Genomic DNA, 18,843 nt, shown 5'->3' with positions numbered 1-18,843 from the left:
AAATCATTATATTTGCCGACTTAATTTAACGTAGTTATAACAAAATGCAAGGAAAAGGACTTATTACAATTGTTGCTATTGTACTAGGGTTAATTTGCTTAAATGAGCTATTACCAACTTGGTACGCCAGCAAAATTGAAAGGCAGGCGACTGCTGTTGCAGGAGACAATCCGGAAAAGTATCAGAAAGAAATCTCAAGACTTTCTAAAGATACTTTGAACCTGGGATTCACAAAACTTTATTACACTAAAGCCAAAGACAAGGAAATGAAACTTGGTCTTGACTTGAAAGGTGGGATCAACGTCCTTTTGGAAATTAACCAAAGAGACCTGGTGAATGATTTAACCAATTATTCTACCAATCCTGTTCTTATCGAGGCTTTAAACAAAACTGATGAAGTTCAGAAGAATTCTACAAAATCTTATATTGATAATTTCTTTGATCAGTTCGAGGCAATCAACAAAGCAAAAGGGACCAACCTTAAGCTTGCAGATCCTGAACTTTTCGGAAATACCAATTTATCTGAGATCAAGTACAATACTTCTGATGATCAGGTAAAAAGTATCATCAAAAGAAGAATTGATCTTTCTGTAGGTACAGCTTTCGAGGTGATCAGAACCAGAATCGATAAAATGGGTGCGGTGCAGCCAAACGTTCAGAGAGTACCTGGTACGGCAAGAATTTCTGTTGAAATGCCTGGTATGAAAGATATCGATAAAGTGAAGAAAATGCTTCAGACTTCCGCAAAACTTCAGTTCTGGGAAGTACAGCAGGTTCCTGAAATTGCTCCCTATTTCCAGACATTGACTACAATGGTGGGGATAAAAGGTGATTCTATGGGAGTTGCGAAGAATACCAACTTCATGAGTCTTTTAAACCTTGACAAATTAAGAGCAAATGGTGTTGCAAGCGTAAAACTTTCAGATACTGCTGCTGTAAACAAAATTTTGAGCAGCAAAGTAGGTCAGTCATTACGTCCTGCCAACATTAAATATACACAGTTTATGTGGGGTTACAAACCTGAAGCTACAGATACTGAAAGTTTAGTATTGTATGCTATCAGAGGTAACATCAACCAAAAAGCTCCTGTAGACGGTGCTGTTGAAACTGCAAGCATTAGCTATGATGAGCTAAGCAGAGTAGTGGTAGACATGCAGATGGATTCTAAAGGTGCTAAAGAATGGAAAACATTAACTGAGAAAAACGTAGGGAAGCCGGTGGCTGTAACGTTGGATGGCAGAGTATATACTGCACCAAACGTGGTCAACGCTATTCCTAACGGTAGAACTCAGATCTCTGGTAATTTCTCTCAGGAGGAAGCTAAAGAATTGGTAGACGTTTTAGGAGCAGGTAAATTACCGGCAGGGGCTAAAGTAGTTCAGGCTACAGTAGTAGGACCTTCACTAGGACAAGAGTCTATTGATGCAGGAGTTATTTCATTTGCAATTGCATTCTTGATTATTATTGTTTATATCATTTTCTATTACGGTGGAGCAGGTGTCTACGCGGTAATTGCAATGATTATCAACTTATTCTATATTTTCGGAATTATGGATTCCGGAGACTTTACACTAACGCTTCCTGGTATCGCAGGTATCGTTCTTACGATGGCCATGGCGGTCGATACGAACGTAATCATCTACGAAAGAACGAAGGAAGAATTATTCGCAGGGAAGAGCATTTTAGAAGCTTATAAAGATGGTTTCAAGCATGCATTAAGTGCGATCGTTGATGGTCACTTAACAACATTATTGACGGCAGGTGTACTTTTCTTATTCGGAACAGGACCTATTAAAGGATTTGCTTTGACTTTAGGAATTGGTATATTAATGACTTTCTTTACTTCAGTATTACTTTCAAGAGTAATGATCTTCACAAGATTGAATAAAGGAAAACACCTTTCTGTTTGGACAGCTCCAACGAAAAACCTATTCAGAAATACCTGGATCGATTTTATCGGAAAGAGAAAATATGCCTATATCGTTTCTGGTATTTTAACAGTGATTTGTGTTGCATCTATTGCTATAAACGGGTTCAAATATGGAATCGACTTTACAGGAGGTAGAAACTATGTGGTAAGATTCGATAAAGCTGTGAATGCTGAAGATATTGAACAGAACTTAGTGAAAATATTCAAAACTGAAGACGGTAAAAACTCTTCTGTTGAAGCTAAGACTTTTGGAAATGACAGACAATTAAAGATCTCTACAGATTACCTTATCGAAGATGAATCTTTAAAAGCCGACCAAACGGTAGAACAGAAATTATACGAAGGATTAAAAGCGAACCTACCTGCTAATACAACATTGCATGATTTCAAATCTGCAGATAAAGAACATGCAGGAATTATTTCATCTGAAAAAGTAGGACCTACGGTGGCAGATGATATCCAGACTCACGGTATGCTTGCAGTAGCAGCTGCTTTGGCAGGGATCTTTATCTACATCTTGTTAAGATTTAGAAAATGGCAATTCTCATTGGGTGCTGTTGTGGCATTATTCCATGATGCGGTAATTATTTTAGGAGCTTATTCATTGCTTCATAAATTTATGCCATTCAATATGGAGATCAATCAGGATTTCGTTGCAGCCATCCTTACCGTATTAGGATACTCAATCAATGATACCGTTATTATCTTCGATAGAATTAGAGAGTATTTAAGAGAGAAGAAATCTCTTACATTAGCTGGATTATTTGATGACTCTATCTCCAGTACTTTGGGTAGAACATTCAACACTTCATTCACTACAATCCTTGTCATTTTAGCGATCTTCATCTTCGGTGGAGACAACCTGAGAGGATTTATGTTTGCCATGTTGATCGGTATTGGATTCGGTACCTATTCATCCATCTTTATTGCATCGGCTATCGCGTACGATTTCCTTAAGACAGGAAAAGAAGACGAGGTGCACGGTAAAACAACAAGTACCAAAGAAGTACTTGCTTCAAAGTAAGATCAACTACAATAAATAAGTAAAGGCCGCTTCGAAAGAAGCGGCCTTTTTTTGTGCGGTCCGCGCGTAATGCGAAATTTTAGATTCGCGTTAATGAGCGTTAGGTTTCAGGTTTCAAAAATTTAATATGTAAAATTCAAAGTTTGAATTTATATTTACCCGTCTAATATCTGAAGTCTGAAGTCTGGCATCTAGCATCTTTATTCTTGGCTCTTGGCTCTCGATTCTTCACCAAAACTCACAATTTAGAACCATTATATTTCAGATTTGATTAATTTTGCAGCACTATGGAAAATTCAAGGAAAAAAGCAGCCATTGGCTTTATATTTATTACTTTACTGATTGACATCACAGGATGGGGAATCATTATTCCTGTAGTTCCCAAATTAATTGAGGAGCTTATTCATGCCGATATCAGTGAAGCAGCGAAATATGGTGGTTGGCTTGGTTTTGCCTATGCATTTACTCAGTTTATATTTTCTCCTGTTGTAGGAAACCTGAGTGACAAATACGGAAGGAGACCTATTATTCTTATCTCCCTCTTTGGATTTGCTGTAGATTATATTTTCCTGGCATTGGCACCTACCATCTGGTGGCTCTTTCTCGGAAGGATTATTGCCGGGCTCACGGGAGCCAGCGTAACAACAGCCAGTGCGTATATTGCCGATATTTCAACGGATGAAGACAGAGCCAAAAACTTTGGTCTTATTGGAGCTGCATTCGGTCTTGGATTTATTATCGGGCCCGTGCTGGGAGGGGTTTTGGGGCATTATGGTGCCAGAGTTCCTTTTTATGCAGCGGCAGGTTTATGTCTTTTAAATTTCCTTTACGGGTATTTTGTTCTTCCTGAAAGTTTAGATAAAGATAAAAGAAGAGAATTCGACTGGAAGCGTGCTAATCCTGTCGGTTCATTTAAATTTTTAGGTAAACACCCGGAAATTTCAGGATTGATCTTTGCCCTTATTTTAATTTATATTGCCGGGCATGCTGTACAGAGTAACTGGAGCTTTTTCACCATGTATAAATTCAACTGGACAGAAAGAATGGTTGGGATTTCACTGGGAGTAGTTGGGCTTTTGGTTGGCTTGGTTCAGGGCGTGCTGATACGCTGGACCACTCCCAAGTTGGGAGAGCAAAAAAGTATTTATTACGGATTAGCCTTGTATGCATTAGGAATGCTTCTGTTTGCTTTCGCTACAGAAGGCTGGATGATGTTTGTATTTCTTGTTCCTTACTGTTTAGGAGGAATCTGCGGGCCTGCACTTCAGTCGGTGATTACGAAAAGTGTTCCATCTAATGAGCAGGGAGAACTTCAGGGAGCACTGACCAGTTTAATGAGTGCAACTTCCATTGTGGGACCACCATTGATGACCAATTTGTTTTACTTCTTTACCCATGATGAGGCTCCTTTTGAGTTTTCAGGAGCACCATTCTTCCTGGCATTTATTTTAATGGCAATAAGTGTGGTGATGACTTATAATGCTTTTCAGAAAAAAAATAAAAAAATGGGTTAAAGATTTTCAATTGTAAATCATTCAAAATCTTTCTGTACCAATTAGAAATATAGATAAACAAACAGGGAAGCCATTAAAGCTTCCCTGTTTTTATTGAAAAAATATAATAATGTGTTCAGAATTTTTACGGATAAAGTGATTTTGTTCCGTTGCTTACGATATTGCTTCCCAAACCTGAAAACGATACCGAGAAGTTACTCGAATTAAAGCTTAAAGAACCTGTAGGCGTACAAAGTCCAAGCGCATATCTGCATTGTCCGTAGGCTCCTGTTTTCTTGGTCACCTTACTTTCACTTTTAGCTTTACCTAAGCTGATGTTTCCCCAGTCACTTACGTCGACATTAGAAACCGTAGAACCTGAATAGTAGATCGTGATCTGATAACCTATCTCGCCTCTTTTAGAACCCCAAAGCCAGTTGGCTGTCCACCATTCCTTAAACCATTTTGAAGATACTTTAGCTTGGGCATCGCTAGGAGAAGTCTCTGAATTCCCTCTGGCATCCATCATGACAAGTCCCGCAAATATATTGTCCCAGATAATTCCTGACTCATTGTAAAAGCATAGAGATGTGAATTGCTCCCCTTTATAATTCCATGAAATTTCCAAAAGATCAGTACCGGTTTTAATCTGCTCTGAAGCCGACTCTTTAAGTCCTTTTTGAGCTTCTGCCAATTGATCTCCGGAGAACAATACCCCGATTTTCCCCACTTTTACAGTTTCAGGAGCCAGAATGTTTCCTTCTGCCGTAAACTGTTCTCTGTCAGAAATTAAATCCTGTGCGATATCAACCCCTTTTTGAGTTGACAATTTTCCCAAAACGGCAATCCCTGTGATCTGTAAATCGTTTTTCAGATACTGTTCAAGATTTTTCCTGGAATCATTGATCTGGATCTGAACATTTTCCGGAACCGTCTTTAATCCCGGTGTAATTTCCTTTTTCAAATCAGAAGCCGATACTTTAGTGACAGGAGATTCCTGCATCATTTCACTGCTGTCATCCTGACAGGCAGTAAGCGTTAATACCGATATCACGGCAAAAAGCTTGAAAGTAGTAACAAGTTTTTTCATAGTTCAATATTTAATGATTTTGTGTATAATAAATATAGTGAAATTAATCATAAGTCTCTTTTGTTTGAATTAAATATTTGTGAACTGAAAGTTGTGGGGAGGTTAAGGAGAGGTGAGAACCAAGAGCCAAGAGTCAAGATGCCAGACATCAGACATCAGACATTAGTAGTGGTGGCTTCGATAGTTTCAGTCAGCGGATAATTACCCTTATTAGCCAGGATTCTAGATACCAGACGTCAGACGGTAAATCATTAACTCAACAACAAGCAACGAGCAATTAACAACACTCCCAAACTCATTTACTCTTCCCATTCCAACTCCCAAACCCTAATACTCTCGTACTCTCAAACCCAGAAACGCCCAAAATCTTAAAATTTGTTTAAAATTTTAGTTTACTGTAAATAAATAGTATAATCTTTCGTAATTTTACCCCATGGAATTAAGCATTGGAGAAATGGCACTGATCGCAGTGGCGATCGTTGTATTATTCGGTCCGGATAAACTTCCTCAGATAGCGCGTGACTTAGGAGCAGGTGTTAGAAAAATGCGTGGTGCAGTGGAAGACATTAAAACGGAGATCATGAAGGAAACTGATAATCCGGTTTCTGAGATCAAGCGTGAAATTGAGAAGGTAAAAGATGCGGCAAAAGATTTCAATCCTATGAAGGATATTGAGAAAGATATCGTGAAAGAACCTCTAGCTACCAATGAACCTCCAAAAATCAAGCCTGCCGATGACGAGACATACGAAGGGCCAGTAAGCAGATAATTCATGGAGGAGATTATTCAGGAAGACAAAAAGGTTTTTCTATACCTTAATAATCTGGGCGATACTTCTTTCGACCAGCTTTGGATGCTTATTTCCAGTACATGGATCTGGGTACCACTTTATATTATATTTCTTTACTTTTTATACAAAAATTACAAACTAAAATCTTTAGTTTTCATTCTTATATTTATTGCACTTGGTGCCACGGTTTCAGATCAGTTAGCCAGTGTTTTCAAATATGGTGTAGCGAGACTGCGGCCATGCCATGACCCCAGTTTGGAGCATTATATGAGGATTGTGAAGTGCGGAGGACAGTACGGGTTTTATTCTGCCCACGCTTCCAATACCTTCTTTCTTGCAGCTTATTTAAGTATTTTATTGAAAAAGAAGCTCAATTGGTTTCCATATGCTATATTTGTATGGGCTGTAGTTGTTTCTTATAGCCGAATATATTTAGGAGTACATTTCCCGATAGATATTTTGGTGGGGGCGTTTGTTGGATCTTTATTGGGAGTGATATTTGGAGTACTCGCCAAAAAAGTCATCAATAAGCAAACTATAACTTCATGAAAAAAACTTTATTACTCACAGCATTAATATGCTCCTCATTCAGCCTTTACGCGCAGGACAAAAAAATAGCCGAAGAATGCTTTAAAAAAGCCGACTATAAATGTGCGGAAGAACAATATACCAAACTCTTGGAAAAACAGCAGATCCAGAAGTATCAGTCTGAATATTATAATAGTCTCGGTACCGCCCAAAGAAGGCTGGGGAAGACTGCATTAGCTTTAAAATCTTATGAATCTGCTTTGAAGACGAATCCTTTGTCGGCTCCGGTATATGCCAACCTGGCATCACTGAACAGTCAGAAAGGAAACAAAACCAAAGCATTGGAATACATCTCCACCGGCCTTACCATCGATGCTGAGAATCCCGAATTTTACCTTACCCGTTCCAAGATCTATGACAGTCAGGGTAAAAAAGACCTTGCTCTGAATGACCTTAAACAGATCCTGACATTTGCTCCGGACAATATTTACGCAAAAACAGGATTGGCCAATTTGAAAAAAAATAATGGTGATCTGGAGGGTGCTTTAAAAGATTACAATCAGCTGATCTCTGAAAAACCGGAATCCCTTCTCTATAACGGAAGAGCAGATGTTTATTTTAAAATGAAAAAGCCTAAAGAAGCGCTTACGGATGCTAATAAAGCGATTTCCATTGATCCTAAATTTGCGCATTCTTATGTAACCAAAGCACTGGTTTTATTTGATACAGCAAAACCTAAGGAGGCCTGTGAAAATTTGAATAAAGCGGTAAGCTTAGGATATGAAAAAGCTATTTTAGCAGATTATTTTGCTAAGTGTGTTGCCAAATAAACCAATTGTACTTACAAAACTGTCCTGTAAAAATTTGTAACCATTGAATAAAGCTAATACGGTAAATATAGAATTCCGACTATTTTTGAACCCCATAAAGAAAGATATATAGATGTTGAATATTGTTCTTGTAGAACCCGAAATTCCCAATAATACCGGTAACATAGGACGATTATGTGTAGGGACAGAAAGTAAATTGCACTTAATTCACCCGTTTGGATTTGTCATCAATGATAAAAACCTCAAGAGATCCGGTCTGGATTATTGGGTGCATCTCGATGTGTCTGAATATGCCAATGTAGAAGAATGGATGAATAGTATTCCGGATAGGTCCCGTGTGTTCCTAATGAGTTCACATGCAGAAAAATCATATTTGGAAAATGATTTCCAGGATGGGGACTGGCTGGTTTTTGGAAAGGAAAGTGTGGGTTTGAGTAAAGAAGTTCTGGATCAGTTCCAAAATCATTTAACCATTCCGATGTCCAAATTGATACGAAGTTTTAATATTGCCAATTCTGTCGCTTTTGTCATTGGCGAAGCAAAAAGGCAGATTGATCTGAAGGTGTAGGAGATTGGTTGTTGGTTTTTGTCTGTGTGTTAAGCTTGCGGTCTGAAATCTGAAATCTAATATCTGAAATCTATTAATCATTATGATAAGGTTTCCCCTGTAAAATCTGATCAGCTCTGTAAAGTTGCTCAACAATAAATAAACGGATCATCTGATGCGTAAATGTCATTTTAGATAATGACATTTTTTCGTTGGCCCTGCTGTAGATTTCCTCTGAAAATCCATAAGCACCTCCAATCAGGATATGAACTTTTTTCACCGATGAATTCATCCAGGTATCAATTTTCTGGGCAAATTCACGACTGGTAAATTGCTTTCCCTTTTCGTCAAGGATCACAACGAGGTCATTTTTTTCAATATGATTCAGGAACAGCTTAGATTCCTCCTTCTTCAAAAGTTCAGGAGAAAGATTTTTTGCATTTTTTACATCAGGAATTTCTGTGATCTCAAAGTTCCAGTGCTTGGGAAGTCTGGTAAGATAATAACTGATCAGAGAGGTAATCTCTTTGTCATCTGTTTTGCCGATACAAAGTAAGCCGATTCGCATGTATAAAGGATTTCAAAAGGCAAAGATACCAATTTTATGGTGGAAAATAAGGGAATAAGGATGAAAGCCGTGTTGCAAATGTTAAAATTAGAAATGCTTTTCATTTCAACGGTTTTTAATATTTTACTCATTTAGTTTTTAAATCCTTTCATTTTATCCCTTTTCTATTGGCAGATGGGGACGGAACTTTTAATTCGTTAAATAATTGCTATTGATTAGCGGGTATGGTATTGGAATAAGGATGAAGAAAATGTTTATATTTGTATAAAGACTTATGTAAAAACAGCAGATGTTTCTCTTCTTAAGGATATAAACTGAACTGTTTTTTAAGCGAAATGCACCAAATAGATGAGTATAAAAGTTCCCAGATTTATCTTGAAAATTCAAGAGTTTTTTGACGGTATTCATATTCCTGTTTTAGGAATATCGCTCTGGCAGATGTTTCAGATCTATATTTCCGGAATTTTCAAAGGGAATATCGGCAGAAAAGCGGCAGCTATTTCGTGGAGCTTTACCATCAGTTTATTTCCGTTTCTCCTCTTTCTGCTTTCTGTTTTGCCTTATATGCCGCACTATGATAAGCTGCAGTTTTATATTTTTGAAGTTCTGATGCACAATGTTTTTCCATCCAATATGGAAAGTGATGTAAGAGGATATATTGAAACCAATATTATCCCGAATATGAAAGGGATCAGCAACCTGACGATTGTACTGGCACTGGTTTTTGCCACTAACGGGACTTTTTCATTGATTAATGGATTTAATGAAAATTCAGACGAAAAACTTACTGATGTAAAGGAATTTATTCTCTCCTTTTTTATCACCATAGGCTTTATTACCATTGTCTTTCTGTCGCTTTTCGGGGTGTATTATGTGGAAGTTGTGATGAAGCTTTTTACGCCGGCTTATGATATTTCATGGCTCGTAAAAAACCTTTCCAAGATCATTGGATTCGTATCTTTTCCACTGTTCTATTTCATTCTATTAACCCTTTTTTACTGGCTGGGAACCGTAAAAATTGCGAGATTCAGACAGGCTGTTCCCGGTGCTATCTTAACTACTGTTTTGTTTGTACTGACTACTTTTATCTTTGCGATATACGTGAAAGATATTGCGCGGTATAACGTTCTTTACGGATCCATTGGAAGTATGATCCTGTTGATGGTTTGGGTTAATGTGAACGTCTATCTGCTTTTATTCGGGAACGAACTGAATATGGCCCTCAGAAAGCTGAGGATAGAAAAACTGCTGTCTGATGAAATCAGGAGAGAGGCAGTTCATTACCACGGACCCATTACAGAACCTAATCTGGAAAGCGATGATGAGCACAGAAGAAAACTGGAAGAAAAGAAAAAAGATTAATTTTCTATCTCGTTCATATCTTTTTTAGAACTCATACTTAATATCACAAATCCTAAAACTGCGGCTAAGAAAGAAGCGATCAGAATTGCAAATTTAGCCTCATCCTGAATCGGAATATCATCTTTAAAGGAAAGCAATGCAATAAAAATAGACATCGTGAATCCTATTCCTGCCAATAATCCAACACCTGCCATTTGTGGCCAGGTACTGTTTTGAGGCAGCGAACTGAGCTTTAATTTAATGGCGATGAAAGAAAACAGGTTGATTCCGATCAGTTTTCCCAATATCAGCCCGCAGATAATTCCCAAACCTAATGTACTTGTAACTCCTGCTACCATTTCACTGGTAAAAGCAATATTGGTATTCGTCAAAGCAAAGATCGGCATGATTAGAAAGCTTACCGGAAAATGAAGTTGATGCTCCAGTTTTTCAAGGGGCGAAATTTCTACATTAGAGACATTGGTAGGAATAGAAAAGGCCAGTAAAACGCCAGCTATTGTCGCATGAATTCCGGAATGATGCAGGAAATACCATAAAAATAACCCGGGAATAATATAAAAAACAAGACGGGTAACCTTTAAAAAGTTTAACAGAAACAATAAAGCTGCTGTTCCAAAAGATAACAACAGATAAGTCCAGTGGATCTGTTCTGTATAAAAAACGGCAATCACCAGAATAGCACCCAGGTCATCTACGATAGCCAATGCGGCAAGGAATATTTTGATTGAATTCGGGATCTTTTTTCCCAGCATTGAAATAATGGCCAGGGAGAAAGCAATATCTGTAGCCATGGGAATTCCCCAGCCACTGCCGTATTCTGTTCCGCTATTGAAAAAGGTGTAGATTACTGCGGGAACCAGCATTCCGCCTACAGCTGCAAAAATAGGCAGTGAAGCATTTTTAAAAGAAGAAAGCTCGCCTTCTACCATTTCTCTCTTGATCTCAAGCCCGACCAGGAGGAAGAAAACAGCCATCAGCCCATCATTGATCCAGATACTCACAGGATAGGTAAGATGGAACAGGTGAGTACCCACTTCCTTATCTAAAAAGTGCTGAAAACCTTCACCGGCAGACGAATTAGCGATTAATAATGAAACCAGTACACAGAAAATAAGTATAATTCCCGATGCCTGGTTGCTGCTGAAAAATTTTTTAAAATATAGAGATAAATTCATGCTTATGATTGTAATCGTCTCACGATGGAAACGCCGTCGATGTCTTTGAGTTTTTTAAATGTCTCTTCCAGCTGACCTTTATTTTTAACTTCAAGGTTGATATTTCCTGTAAAGATACCGTTATTGGATTCTATGGACATACTTTTCATATCCATTCCCATACTTCCGCTGATCACGGTTGTAATATCATTAATCATTCCCATTCTGTCAAGACCTTCGATTTCGATCTTCACTCTGTTCTTAAAGCTTTCCGCATTTACCCATTTGGCAGGGATCACACGGTAATCATACTGTGCTCTCAGATTGATTGCATTCGGGCAGTTGTCGCTGTGAACTTTAATACCGTCGGAAATGGTAATGAATCCGAAAATTTTGTCACCAGGGATTACCGTACAGCATTTCGCATAGCTGTAGTTGAGTTTTTCTTCATCTTTTCCGAAAATGATCATGTCAAGGTTTTGCTCTTTCGGCTCCTCAAAATGAAGGTTTTTCGGGGGTGATTTTCTGAACCTTGAAAGTAAATTATTGAATACATTTTTACTTTCAATATATTTTCTCAGGCTGCTGACATCCAGTTCATTGCTTTGGAATTTAAGGAACAAATCCTGAGACGTTTTCAGATTAAAGAATTTCTGCAGTTTATTGATCTCTTCATCATTAAAGTTGATCTTGGCATGACGCAGCTTTCTCTGGAGAATTTCTTTTCCTTCTTCTACCAGCTGATTCTTCTGGGAATTGAGGTAACTTTTGATCTTGGACTTCGCTTTGGAGGTCACTACAAATTCCAGCCAGTCCGATTTCGGTTTCTGGTTCTGTGAAGATAAGATATCAATCTGATCCCCATTTTGAAGAACATATGAAATAGGAACCAGCTTTCCGTTGATCTTCGCTCCGAGACACTTCATCCCAAGGTCAGAGTGAACGGAAAAAGCAAAATCCAAAGCCGTAGCATTCGTCGGAAGGATCTTGATTTCCCCTTTTGGAGTAAATACAAATACTTCTTTAGAATATAAATTGAGTTTAATATTATCTAAAAGCTCAGATGTAGAAAGGTTTTGCTGCTGTTCAAGCACTTCGCGGATCTCAGTGACCCATTTCTCAAAATTCCGGTCGTCGGAGCTTTGTTTGTAACCTTCTTTGTATTTGTAGTGCGCAGCAACTCCTTTTTCTGCAATTTCATTCATCCTTTCCGAACGGATCTGTACTTCGATCCATTTTCTGTCCGGTCCAAGAACCGTTAAATGAAGACTCTCATATCCTGTAGAACGGGGCTGTGTAATCCAGTCTCTCATTCTCGACGGGTTACTGTGATAAACATCCGTTACGATAGAGTAAATCTTCCAGGCCAGAAATTTTTCATTTTTAGCATCTGACTTATAAATGATTCTGATGGCATAATTGTCAAACACTTCCTCAAAAGAAACGCCCTGCTTCAGCATTTTTCTGTAAATAGAGGAAATAGCTTTTGCACGGCCTTTGATCGTGAAATTCAGACCTTCTTCCTTGAGTCTTTCTGAAACTTCAGTTTTAAATTCTTCAATATATCTTTCACGGTTTTCTTTAGCAGATTCCAATTTCTCCGTGATCTCGTTGTAAACTTCCGGATTGTTATATTTTAAAGAAAGATCCTCAAGCTCTGATTTGATATTATATAAACCCAAACGATGCGCCATGGGTGCATAAATGTAAACCGTTTCTGAAGCAATTTTTTTCTGCTTATCCGGAGCCATACTTTCCAGCGTTCGCATATTGTGAAGTCGGTCGGCAATTTTGATGAGAATAACCCTGAAATCTTCAGACAGTGTCAATAACAGTTTTCTGTAATTTTCAGACTGCACAGAAATGTTCTGATGATTCATGATAGAGATCTTTGTAAGACCGTTCACGATGTTTGCGATCTTTTCTCCAAAGATCTTTTTCAGATCTTCGTAGGTATAGTCCGAATCCTCAACAACGTCGTGCAGCAAGGCACAGGCAATAGAAGTAGCCCCCAATCCAATCTCAGTTGCTACAATTTTAGCAACGGCAATGGGGTGGTAGATATAAGGCTCGCCGGATTTTCTCCTTTGATCCTTATGAGCATCCAATGCAATATCGAATGCCTTCCGGATGAGCTTGTTATTTTCCTCGTCCAGAGTCCTGTATGTGTTTGAAATCAAGTCCTTATATCGGGCAAGGATCTCCTTATTTTCCTGTTCTAAATCGTAACTCATTTGTGTTAATGCCTATATTTAGACGAAAATACGAAATTTTTTAAACTTTTCAAACATAAAAAATCCGCAGAAGGCTCTGCGGATTCCCGGTTATTAGATTTTATGTTTTCCTCAGAATTTCACTTCTGAATCCATGCCGCTGCTTGATGCCTTTATTTTCACATCGGGGCTGTTATGGATTTCGGCTCTGTTTCTGGCATCGATAAATCGTTTAATGTGGTCATAATGTGCCTGGCCAATACCCATATTCTCGAATAAATAGGTCTTCAATACTGAATTTTGGCTAAAAATACTTCGGGCGCCATCAGTTTGGTTATTATCTTTTACCGCAACACTCGCCAGATACTGAGAGGTATCAGAGCCGTCATTAAGGTATACTATGTAATCTGAATTTTCAAATCCTGAATTTTCCAGATCGGCTTCAAGCTTTTTGTAATCGCTGTGATGTGCAAATAATCCAGCTAATATATTTGACATAAGCAATAGTTTTTAAATTGTACTTAAAGGTAATAAATATTTTTCAATATTGTTAGTGGTAATTTAATAAAATTTGCAATTTATTATTTTATCTATAATATAATGTTAAAATGTTTGAAAACATCTATTGAACATGTGTTTAATTTTAGTGATGATGTAAAATATAAAATAGTGGGAAATGAAATGCATTAATCTTTATAAAAGCTTATTCTGATATTAAATGAATAGAGGTTAAATCCGTCTGCTAGGGAATATGTTTATAGGATTTGTTAATCTGCGTTATCCGTGAAATCTGCGGGAATAAAAATATTCATTCTTAAGCATCTTTATCTTCATAAAAAAACGGACCGAAGCCCGTTTCTATATAATATTGTCTGAAATTTAACCTAAATTCTTTCATTCTTGATTTCCTCCACAATTTCAGGATTCAACAACGTAGAAATATCTCCGAAATTACTGAAATCTCCTTCCGCAATTTTTCTCAGGATCCTACGCATGATTTTCCCCGAACGTGTTTTAGGAAGTCCTGAAACAAACTGTATCTTATCCAGTTTAGCGATCGGTCCTATCTGGTCAGAAATAAGCTGGTTGATCTCCTTCTTAAGATTTTCTTTGTCACGGCCTTCTCCGGTTTCTTTTAAGATCACGAAGCCGTATAAAGCATTTCCTTTAATATCGTGAGGGTAACCCACAATCGCAGATTCTGCAACGGCAGGATGTTCATTGATGCTGTCTTCAATAGGGGCTGTTCCTAAATTATGTCCGGAAACAATAATCACATCGTCTACACGGCCTGTAATTCTGTAATATCCGACTTCATCCCTTAAAGCACCGTCACCTGTGAAGTATTTTCCTGGGAAAGCGCTGAAATAGGTTTCCTTGTATCGCTGATGGTCGCCCCAGATGGTTCTTGCAATTCCCGGCCATGGGAAGCGGATGCATAGATTTCCGGTTACCTGGTTTCCTGTAATTTCATTACGCTTATCATCCATCAATACCGGTTGGATTCCCGGAAGTGGAAGGGTGGCATAAGTAGGTTTGGTTGGGGTAACGAAAGGAAGCGGTGAGATCATGATTCCGCCTGTTTCTGTCTGCCACCAGGTATCAACAACCGGGCATTTTTTCTTTCCTACATGATCATTGAACCAGTGCCATGCTTCTTCATTGATGGGTTCACCCACAGAGCCGATGACCTTCAAAGTACTTAGATCGTGCTTATCTACCCATTCCGAGCTTTCTTTGGCTAATGAACGGATGGCGGTAGGGGCGGTGTAGAATTGAGTGATCTTATGTTTTTCGATCACTTCCCAGAAACGGTCAGGTTCAGGATAAGTAGGCACCCCTTCAAAAATTACGGTGGTTGCTCCGTTAAGCAGCGGTCCGTATAAGATATATGAATGTCCTGTGATCCACCCGATATCGGCTGTACACCAGTAAATATCATTTTCCTTATAATTGAAGACGTTTTTAAAAGTATAGGCAGTGTACACCATATAGCCTGCGGAAGTGTGAAGCATTCCCTTTGGTTTTCCCGTAGAACCTGACGTGTAGAGAATGAAAAGGGGATCTTCAGCATCCATGATCACGGTAACGAAATCAGGGGAAGCTTTTTCGTAAAGATCAGCCATCCAGTGGTCTCTGCCTTCTTTCATTTTGATCTCGTTGTGGGTTCTTTTCACTACAAGAATGGAGTCTACACTTGGTGTTTTTTCTGAAGCTTCATCTACAATGCTTTTCAGATCCAGAACTTTATTTCCTCTGTAGCTACCGTCTGAGGTGATGATCATTTTGGCATTACAGTCATTAACTCTTGAAGCTACGGCTGAGGCAGAAAATCCTGCAAAGATTACAGAATGCACGGCTCCTAATTTAGCACAGGCTAACATGGTAATGGCCAGTTCCGGGATCATCGGAAGGTAAATGCATACCCGGTCGCCTTTTTCAATCCCCATTTCACGAAGAATATTGGCTGTTTTATTGACACGCGTGTATAATTCATTGTAAGAAATATGCTGTGCAGCCTCTTTAGGGTCGTTGGGTTCCCAGATGATCGCTGTTTTATCGCCTCTTACGGCCAGATGTCTGTCGATACAGTTTTTTGTGATATTTAATTTAGCATTCTTAAACCATGTGATCTTGGCTTCATTCATATCATACTTAACAACCTTGCTCCATCTTTGGTACCAGACAAAATTTTGATCGGCAATCTTATCCCAGAATTTTTTAGGATTTTTAATAGACTTTTTGTACTCTTCAAAATAATGTGGCAGATCTTCAATTAAGTAATTTCTCATATCCCTTCTTTTTTTGAAATTTGAATTTTATTAATATTAAATATATGTTTAATTTATGGCTTAAGCCCTGTATTCATTGATTTTTTTCTGAATTTCTTCAATGATTTTTTCATCGTCTATGGTTGATGGAATCTGGAAATCTTTTCCATCCATCAATGTTCTGATCAGTTTTCTTAAAATCTTTCCTGACCGGGTTTTTGGTAAGCGTTTGACAACCATTGCGTTTTTTAGAAAAGCCACGGCACCAATCTTTTCGCGAACCATACGGATAATGTCTTTTTCGATATCTTCTTCGGTTATGGATGAGCCGTTTTTTAAAACAACCGTAGCAAAAGGAATCTGTCCTTTCAGTTCATCATCAATACCTACGACAGCACATTCTGCAACATCGGGATGTGATGAAACAATTTCCTCCATTTCTGAGGTGGAAAGCCTGTGCCCTGCAACATTAATCACGTCATCCACTCTTCCGGTAATGAAAATATAGCCATCCTCATCCTGAATAGCACCGTCTCCGGAGAAATAATAACCTTTGTATTGAGACAGATAGCTGCTCTGAAAACGTTCATGGTCATTCCATATTCCCAAAAGTGCTCCGGGTGGAAGGGGAAGTTTGATCACCAGATAACCTTCATGGTGTGGATCAAGTTCCAGTCCGTTTTCATCAAAGATCTTAATATCGTATCCCGGAATAGGTTTTCCTGCGGAAGCTCTTTTAATTTGATAGCCCGTGTCAAAAGTCATCAGACCTAACATCGGCCACCCGGATTCTGTCTGCCACCAATGATCAATAGCGGGAACTCCGATGTGTTCAGCGAACCAGTCCAAAGTCGCAACATCACATCTTTCGCCGGCCAGAAACTGTTTTTTAAAATGGGACAGGTCGTATTTTTTCACCAATTCCCCGTTCGGATCTTCTTTTTTAATAGCTCTGATGGCTGTGGGTGCCGTAAACATCGTGGAAACTTGATATTCCGAAATGATTCTCCAGAATGTACCTGCATCAGGAGTCATAATGGGTTTTCCTTCAAAAATAATGGTTGTATTCCGGTTAATAAGAGGTCCGTACACACTAAAACTGTGTCCTACCGCCCAGCCGAAATCAGATGCTGCCCAATACGTTTCTCCGGGCTCAACACCATAAATATATTTCATGGAGAATTTCAATGCGGTTGCATAGCCTCCGGTGTCGCGTGCAATTCCTTTTGGTTTTCCTGTAGTTCCTGAGGTGTAAAGCAGGTACAGAGGGTGGGTTGATTCTAATGAAACACAATCTGTGGGTTCCGATTTTTGAATTAATTCTTCGTAATCGATCAACCCTTCAAACATTTCGTGTTGATTGTCTACTAACTTTCTGTTGTAAACAATAATGTTGTCTACTTTATCCTGTGCCAGTTCAATAGCTTTTTCTACAAGCGGCAAATAAGGGATTCTTCTCGCTATTTCTATTCCTGCGGTAGCTGTGATCAATGCTTTTGGCTTGCAGTCATCAATTCTTACGACTAATTCATGAGGAGCAAAACCTCCGAAAACGACATTGTGAATGACTCCGATTCTCGCACAGGCTAGCATCGCAAAGAGGGTTTGCGGGATCATTGGCATGTAAATAACGGCTGTATCGCCTTTTTTTAAGCCTAATGATGCAAGTCCTCCGGCCAATTTTGAGATCTCTTCCTGAGCCTGATTAAAAGTATAGGTTTTCTTCTGATCTGTAACCGGAGAGTCGTAAATGATGGCGGCCTGATCTCCGAAGCCGTCTTCAATATGTTTGTCAATACAAAGATGACATATGTTGAGTTTTCCATCCGCATACCACTGTGGATAGTCGTCTTTATCCCGAGAAAGAATCTGTTCCGGGAACTCAAACCATTGTATTTCTCTGGCCTGTTCTCGCCAGAAATTTTCTTTGTCTTCTATGCTTTGTTTAAACAGAATATCTGGGTTCATATTAATTTTTGTGTTTCATGTTTTTGTTTTTGCGGACAGACGAAAGGTTAGAGTTTTGTTTTCAATCTACTGTCTAATATTTCGGTTTTAAATCTGAATTTTCGATCCTTGGCAAGGTTTTAAACCTTGCCAAGGATGTCTCAAGTCTCATATCTCGTGTCTGATATCTCGTGTCTGATATCTGATGTCTAAAATCTAGCATCTCTTCCTACCCAAACATCTCCTCAATCTGCTGCATCAGCTTTTTAATAGAATAGGGTTTCGTTACATAGGCATCAGCACCCATTTCAAGGCCTTTTTCAATATCTCTGGGATTGTTTTTGGCACTAAGAAATATGACTTTTGTATCTTTCAGTTTCTCATCTTTTTTAATGGCTTCCAGGGCGCTGTATCCATCCAGGTTGGGCATCATAATGTCCAGGAGGATTACATCCGGAACCATGGTTTGAAGAAAGTCCAGGACTTCTGTTCCGTCTCGGGCAATGTAGACGTCATAGCCGTTTTTCTTAAAACTGTATTCAAGCGACATTAATATCTTGTGTTCGTCATCGGCAATAATTATCTTTCTCATAGAA

General features: G+C 38.7%; 14 protein-coding genes and 1 pseudogene. 7 read left to right on the top strand and 8 right to left on the bottom strand.

Going from position 1 to position 18,843, the window contains the following annotated elements; translation table 11 throughout:
• Nucleotides 1-44 precede the first annotated feature (44 nt).
• Together secD and NZD88_RS15020 are read left to right on the top strand one after the other, a co-directional pair.
• On the top strand, nucleotides 45-2,954 hold the full coding sequence (secD, locus tag NZD88_RS15025) for a protein translocase subunit SecD (protein ID WP_259830194.1): 2,910 nt from the start codon (nucleotides 45-47) through the stop codon (nucleotides 2,952-2,954).
• A gap of 287 nt (nucleotides 2,955-3,241) precedes the next feature.
• Nucleotides 3,242-4,468 (top strand): TCR/Tet family MFS transporter, encoded by a 1,227-nt coding sequence (locus NZD88_RS15020; protein ID WP_259830193.1) that lies wholly within the window; start codon nucleotides 3,242-3,244, stop codon nucleotides 4,466-4,468.
• A gap of 124 nt (nucleotides 4,469-4,592) precedes the next feature.
• Here the strand turns inward: NZD88_RS15020 and NZD88_RS15015 are convergent, their stop codons facing one another.
• A complete protein-coding gene (locus NZD88_RS15015; protein ID WP_259830192.1) occupies nucleotides 4,593-5,537 on the bottom strand; it encodes a hypothetical protein in 945 nt (314 codons plus the stop codon).
• A gap of 433 nt (nucleotides 5,538-5,970) precedes the next feature.
• Here NZD88_RS15015 and NZD88_RS15010 point away from each other — a divergent pair, with 433 nt between their 5' ends.
• The 4 genes from NZD88_RS15010 to NZD88_RS14995 all read left to right on the top strand — a co-directional run bounded on the left by NZD88_RS15010 (nucleotide 5,971) and on the right by NZD88_RS14995 (nucleotide 8,253).
• On the top strand, nucleotides 5,971-6,306 hold the full coding sequence (locus tag NZD88_RS15010; RefSeq protein WP_169235917.1) for a Sec-independent protein translocase subunit TatA/TatB: 336 nt from the start codon (nucleotides 5,971-5,973) through the stop codon (nucleotides 6,304-6,306).
• Between the two features lie 3 nt (nucleotides 6,307-6,309).
• The gene (locus NZD88_RS15005) at nucleotides 6,310-6,876 is read left to right on the top strand and encodes a phosphatase PAP2 family protein (RefSeq protein WP_047455964.1); all 567 of its coding nucleotides are present in this window, start codon (nucleotides 6,310-6,312) and stop codon (nucleotides 6,874-6,876) included.
• Nucleotides 6,873-7,685, top strand: coding sequence for a tetratricopeptide repeat protein (locus NZD88_RS15000; protein ID WP_259830191.1), 813 nt, complete (start codon nucleotides 6,873-6,875; stop codon nucleotides 7,683-7,685). The genes NZD88_RS15005 and NZD88_RS15000 overlap by 4 nt, the downstream gene beginning before the upstream one ends.
• Nucleotides 7,686-7,797: 112 nt before the next feature.
• Complete coding sequence (locus NZD88_RS14995; RefSeq protein WP_259830190.1) at nucleotides 7,798-8,253, top strand: tRNA (cytidine(34)-2'-O)-methyltransferase; 456 nt, start codon at nucleotides 7,798-7,800, stop codon at nucleotides 8,251-8,253.
• A gap of 73 nt (nucleotides 8,254-8,326) precedes the next feature.
• On the opposite strand, the gene NZD88_RS14990 is transcribed toward NZD88_RS14995, so the two are convergent.
• Nucleotides 8,327-8,800 (bottom strand): 23S rRNA (pseudouridine(1915)-N(3))-methyltransferase RlmH, encoded by a 474-nt coding sequence (locus tag NZD88_RS14990; RefSeq protein ID WP_259830189.1) that lies wholly within the window; start codon nucleotides 8,798-8,800, stop codon nucleotides 8,327-8,329.
• Between the two features lie 348 nt (nucleotides 8,801-9,148).
• On the opposite strand from NZD88_RS14990, the gene NZD88_RS14985 reads away from it, so the two are divergent.
• Nucleotides 9,149-10,162 carry a YihY/virulence factor BrkB family protein gene (locus tag NZD88_RS14985; RefSeq protein ID WP_259830188.1) on the top strand — a complete coding sequence of 338 codons (1,014 nt, stop codon included), beginning with the start codon at nucleotides 9,149-9,151 and terminating at the stop codon, nucleotides 10,160-10,162.
• Here the strand turns inward: NZD88_RS14985 and nhaA are convergent.
• From nhaA to NZD88_RS14955, 6 genes and pseudogenes are all read right to left on the bottom strand, one after another.
• Nucleotides 10,159-11,337, bottom strand: a complete 1,179-nt coding sequence (gene nhaA / locus NZD88_RS14980) for a Na+/H+ antiporter NhaA (protein ID WP_259830187.1) — start codon at nucleotides 11,335-11,337, stop codon at nucleotides 10,159-10,161. The genes NZD88_RS14985 and nhaA overlap by 4 nt on opposite strands.
• A 2-nt stretch (nucleotides 11,338-11,339) precedes the next feature.
• Nucleotides 11,340-13,550 carry a RelA/SpoT family protein gene (locus NZD88_RS14975; protein WP_259830186.1) on the bottom strand — a complete coding sequence of 737 codons (2,211 nt, stop codon included), beginning with the start codon at nucleotides 13,548-13,550 and terminating at the stop codon, nucleotides 11,340-11,342.
• A gap of 111 nt (nucleotides 13,551-13,661) precedes the next feature.
• Nucleotides 13,662-14,027: a hypothetical protein gene (locus NZD88_RS14970; protein WP_259830185.1), complete on the bottom strand. Its 366-nt coding sequence runs from the start codon at nucleotides 14,025-14,027 to the stop codon at nucleotides 13,662-13,664.
• Nucleotides 14,028-14,413: 386 nt separating this feature from the next.
• Nucleotides 14,414-16,324, bottom strand: a pseudogene (gene acs, locus NZD88_RS14965) (acetate--CoA ligase); the annotation flags it as partial.
• Between the two features lie 57 nt (nucleotides 16,325-16,381).
• Nucleotides 16,382-18,268 carry an AMP-binding protein gene (locus NZD88_RS14960; protein ID WP_259830183.1) on the bottom strand — a complete coding sequence of 629 codons (1,887 nt, stop codon included), beginning with the start codon at nucleotides 18,266-18,268 and terminating at the stop codon, nucleotides 16,382-16,384.
• Between the two features lie 208 nt (nucleotides 18,269-18,476).
• Nucleotides 18,477-18,839, bottom strand: a complete 363-nt coding sequence (locus NZD88_RS14955; protein ID WP_259830182.1) for a response regulator transcription factor — start codon at nucleotides 18,837-18,839, stop codon at nucleotides 18,477-18,479.
• Between the last annotated feature and the right edge of the window lie 4 nt (nucleotides 18,840-18,843).

Origin of the sequence: Chryseobacterium pyrolae (assembly GCF_025153485.1) — a bacterium.
GTDB lineage: Bacteria > Bacteroidota > Bacteroidia > Flavobacteriales > Weeksellaceae > Chryseobacterium > Chryseobacterium antibioticum.
This window is presented reverse-complemented; position numbering and strand designations above follow the sequence as displayed.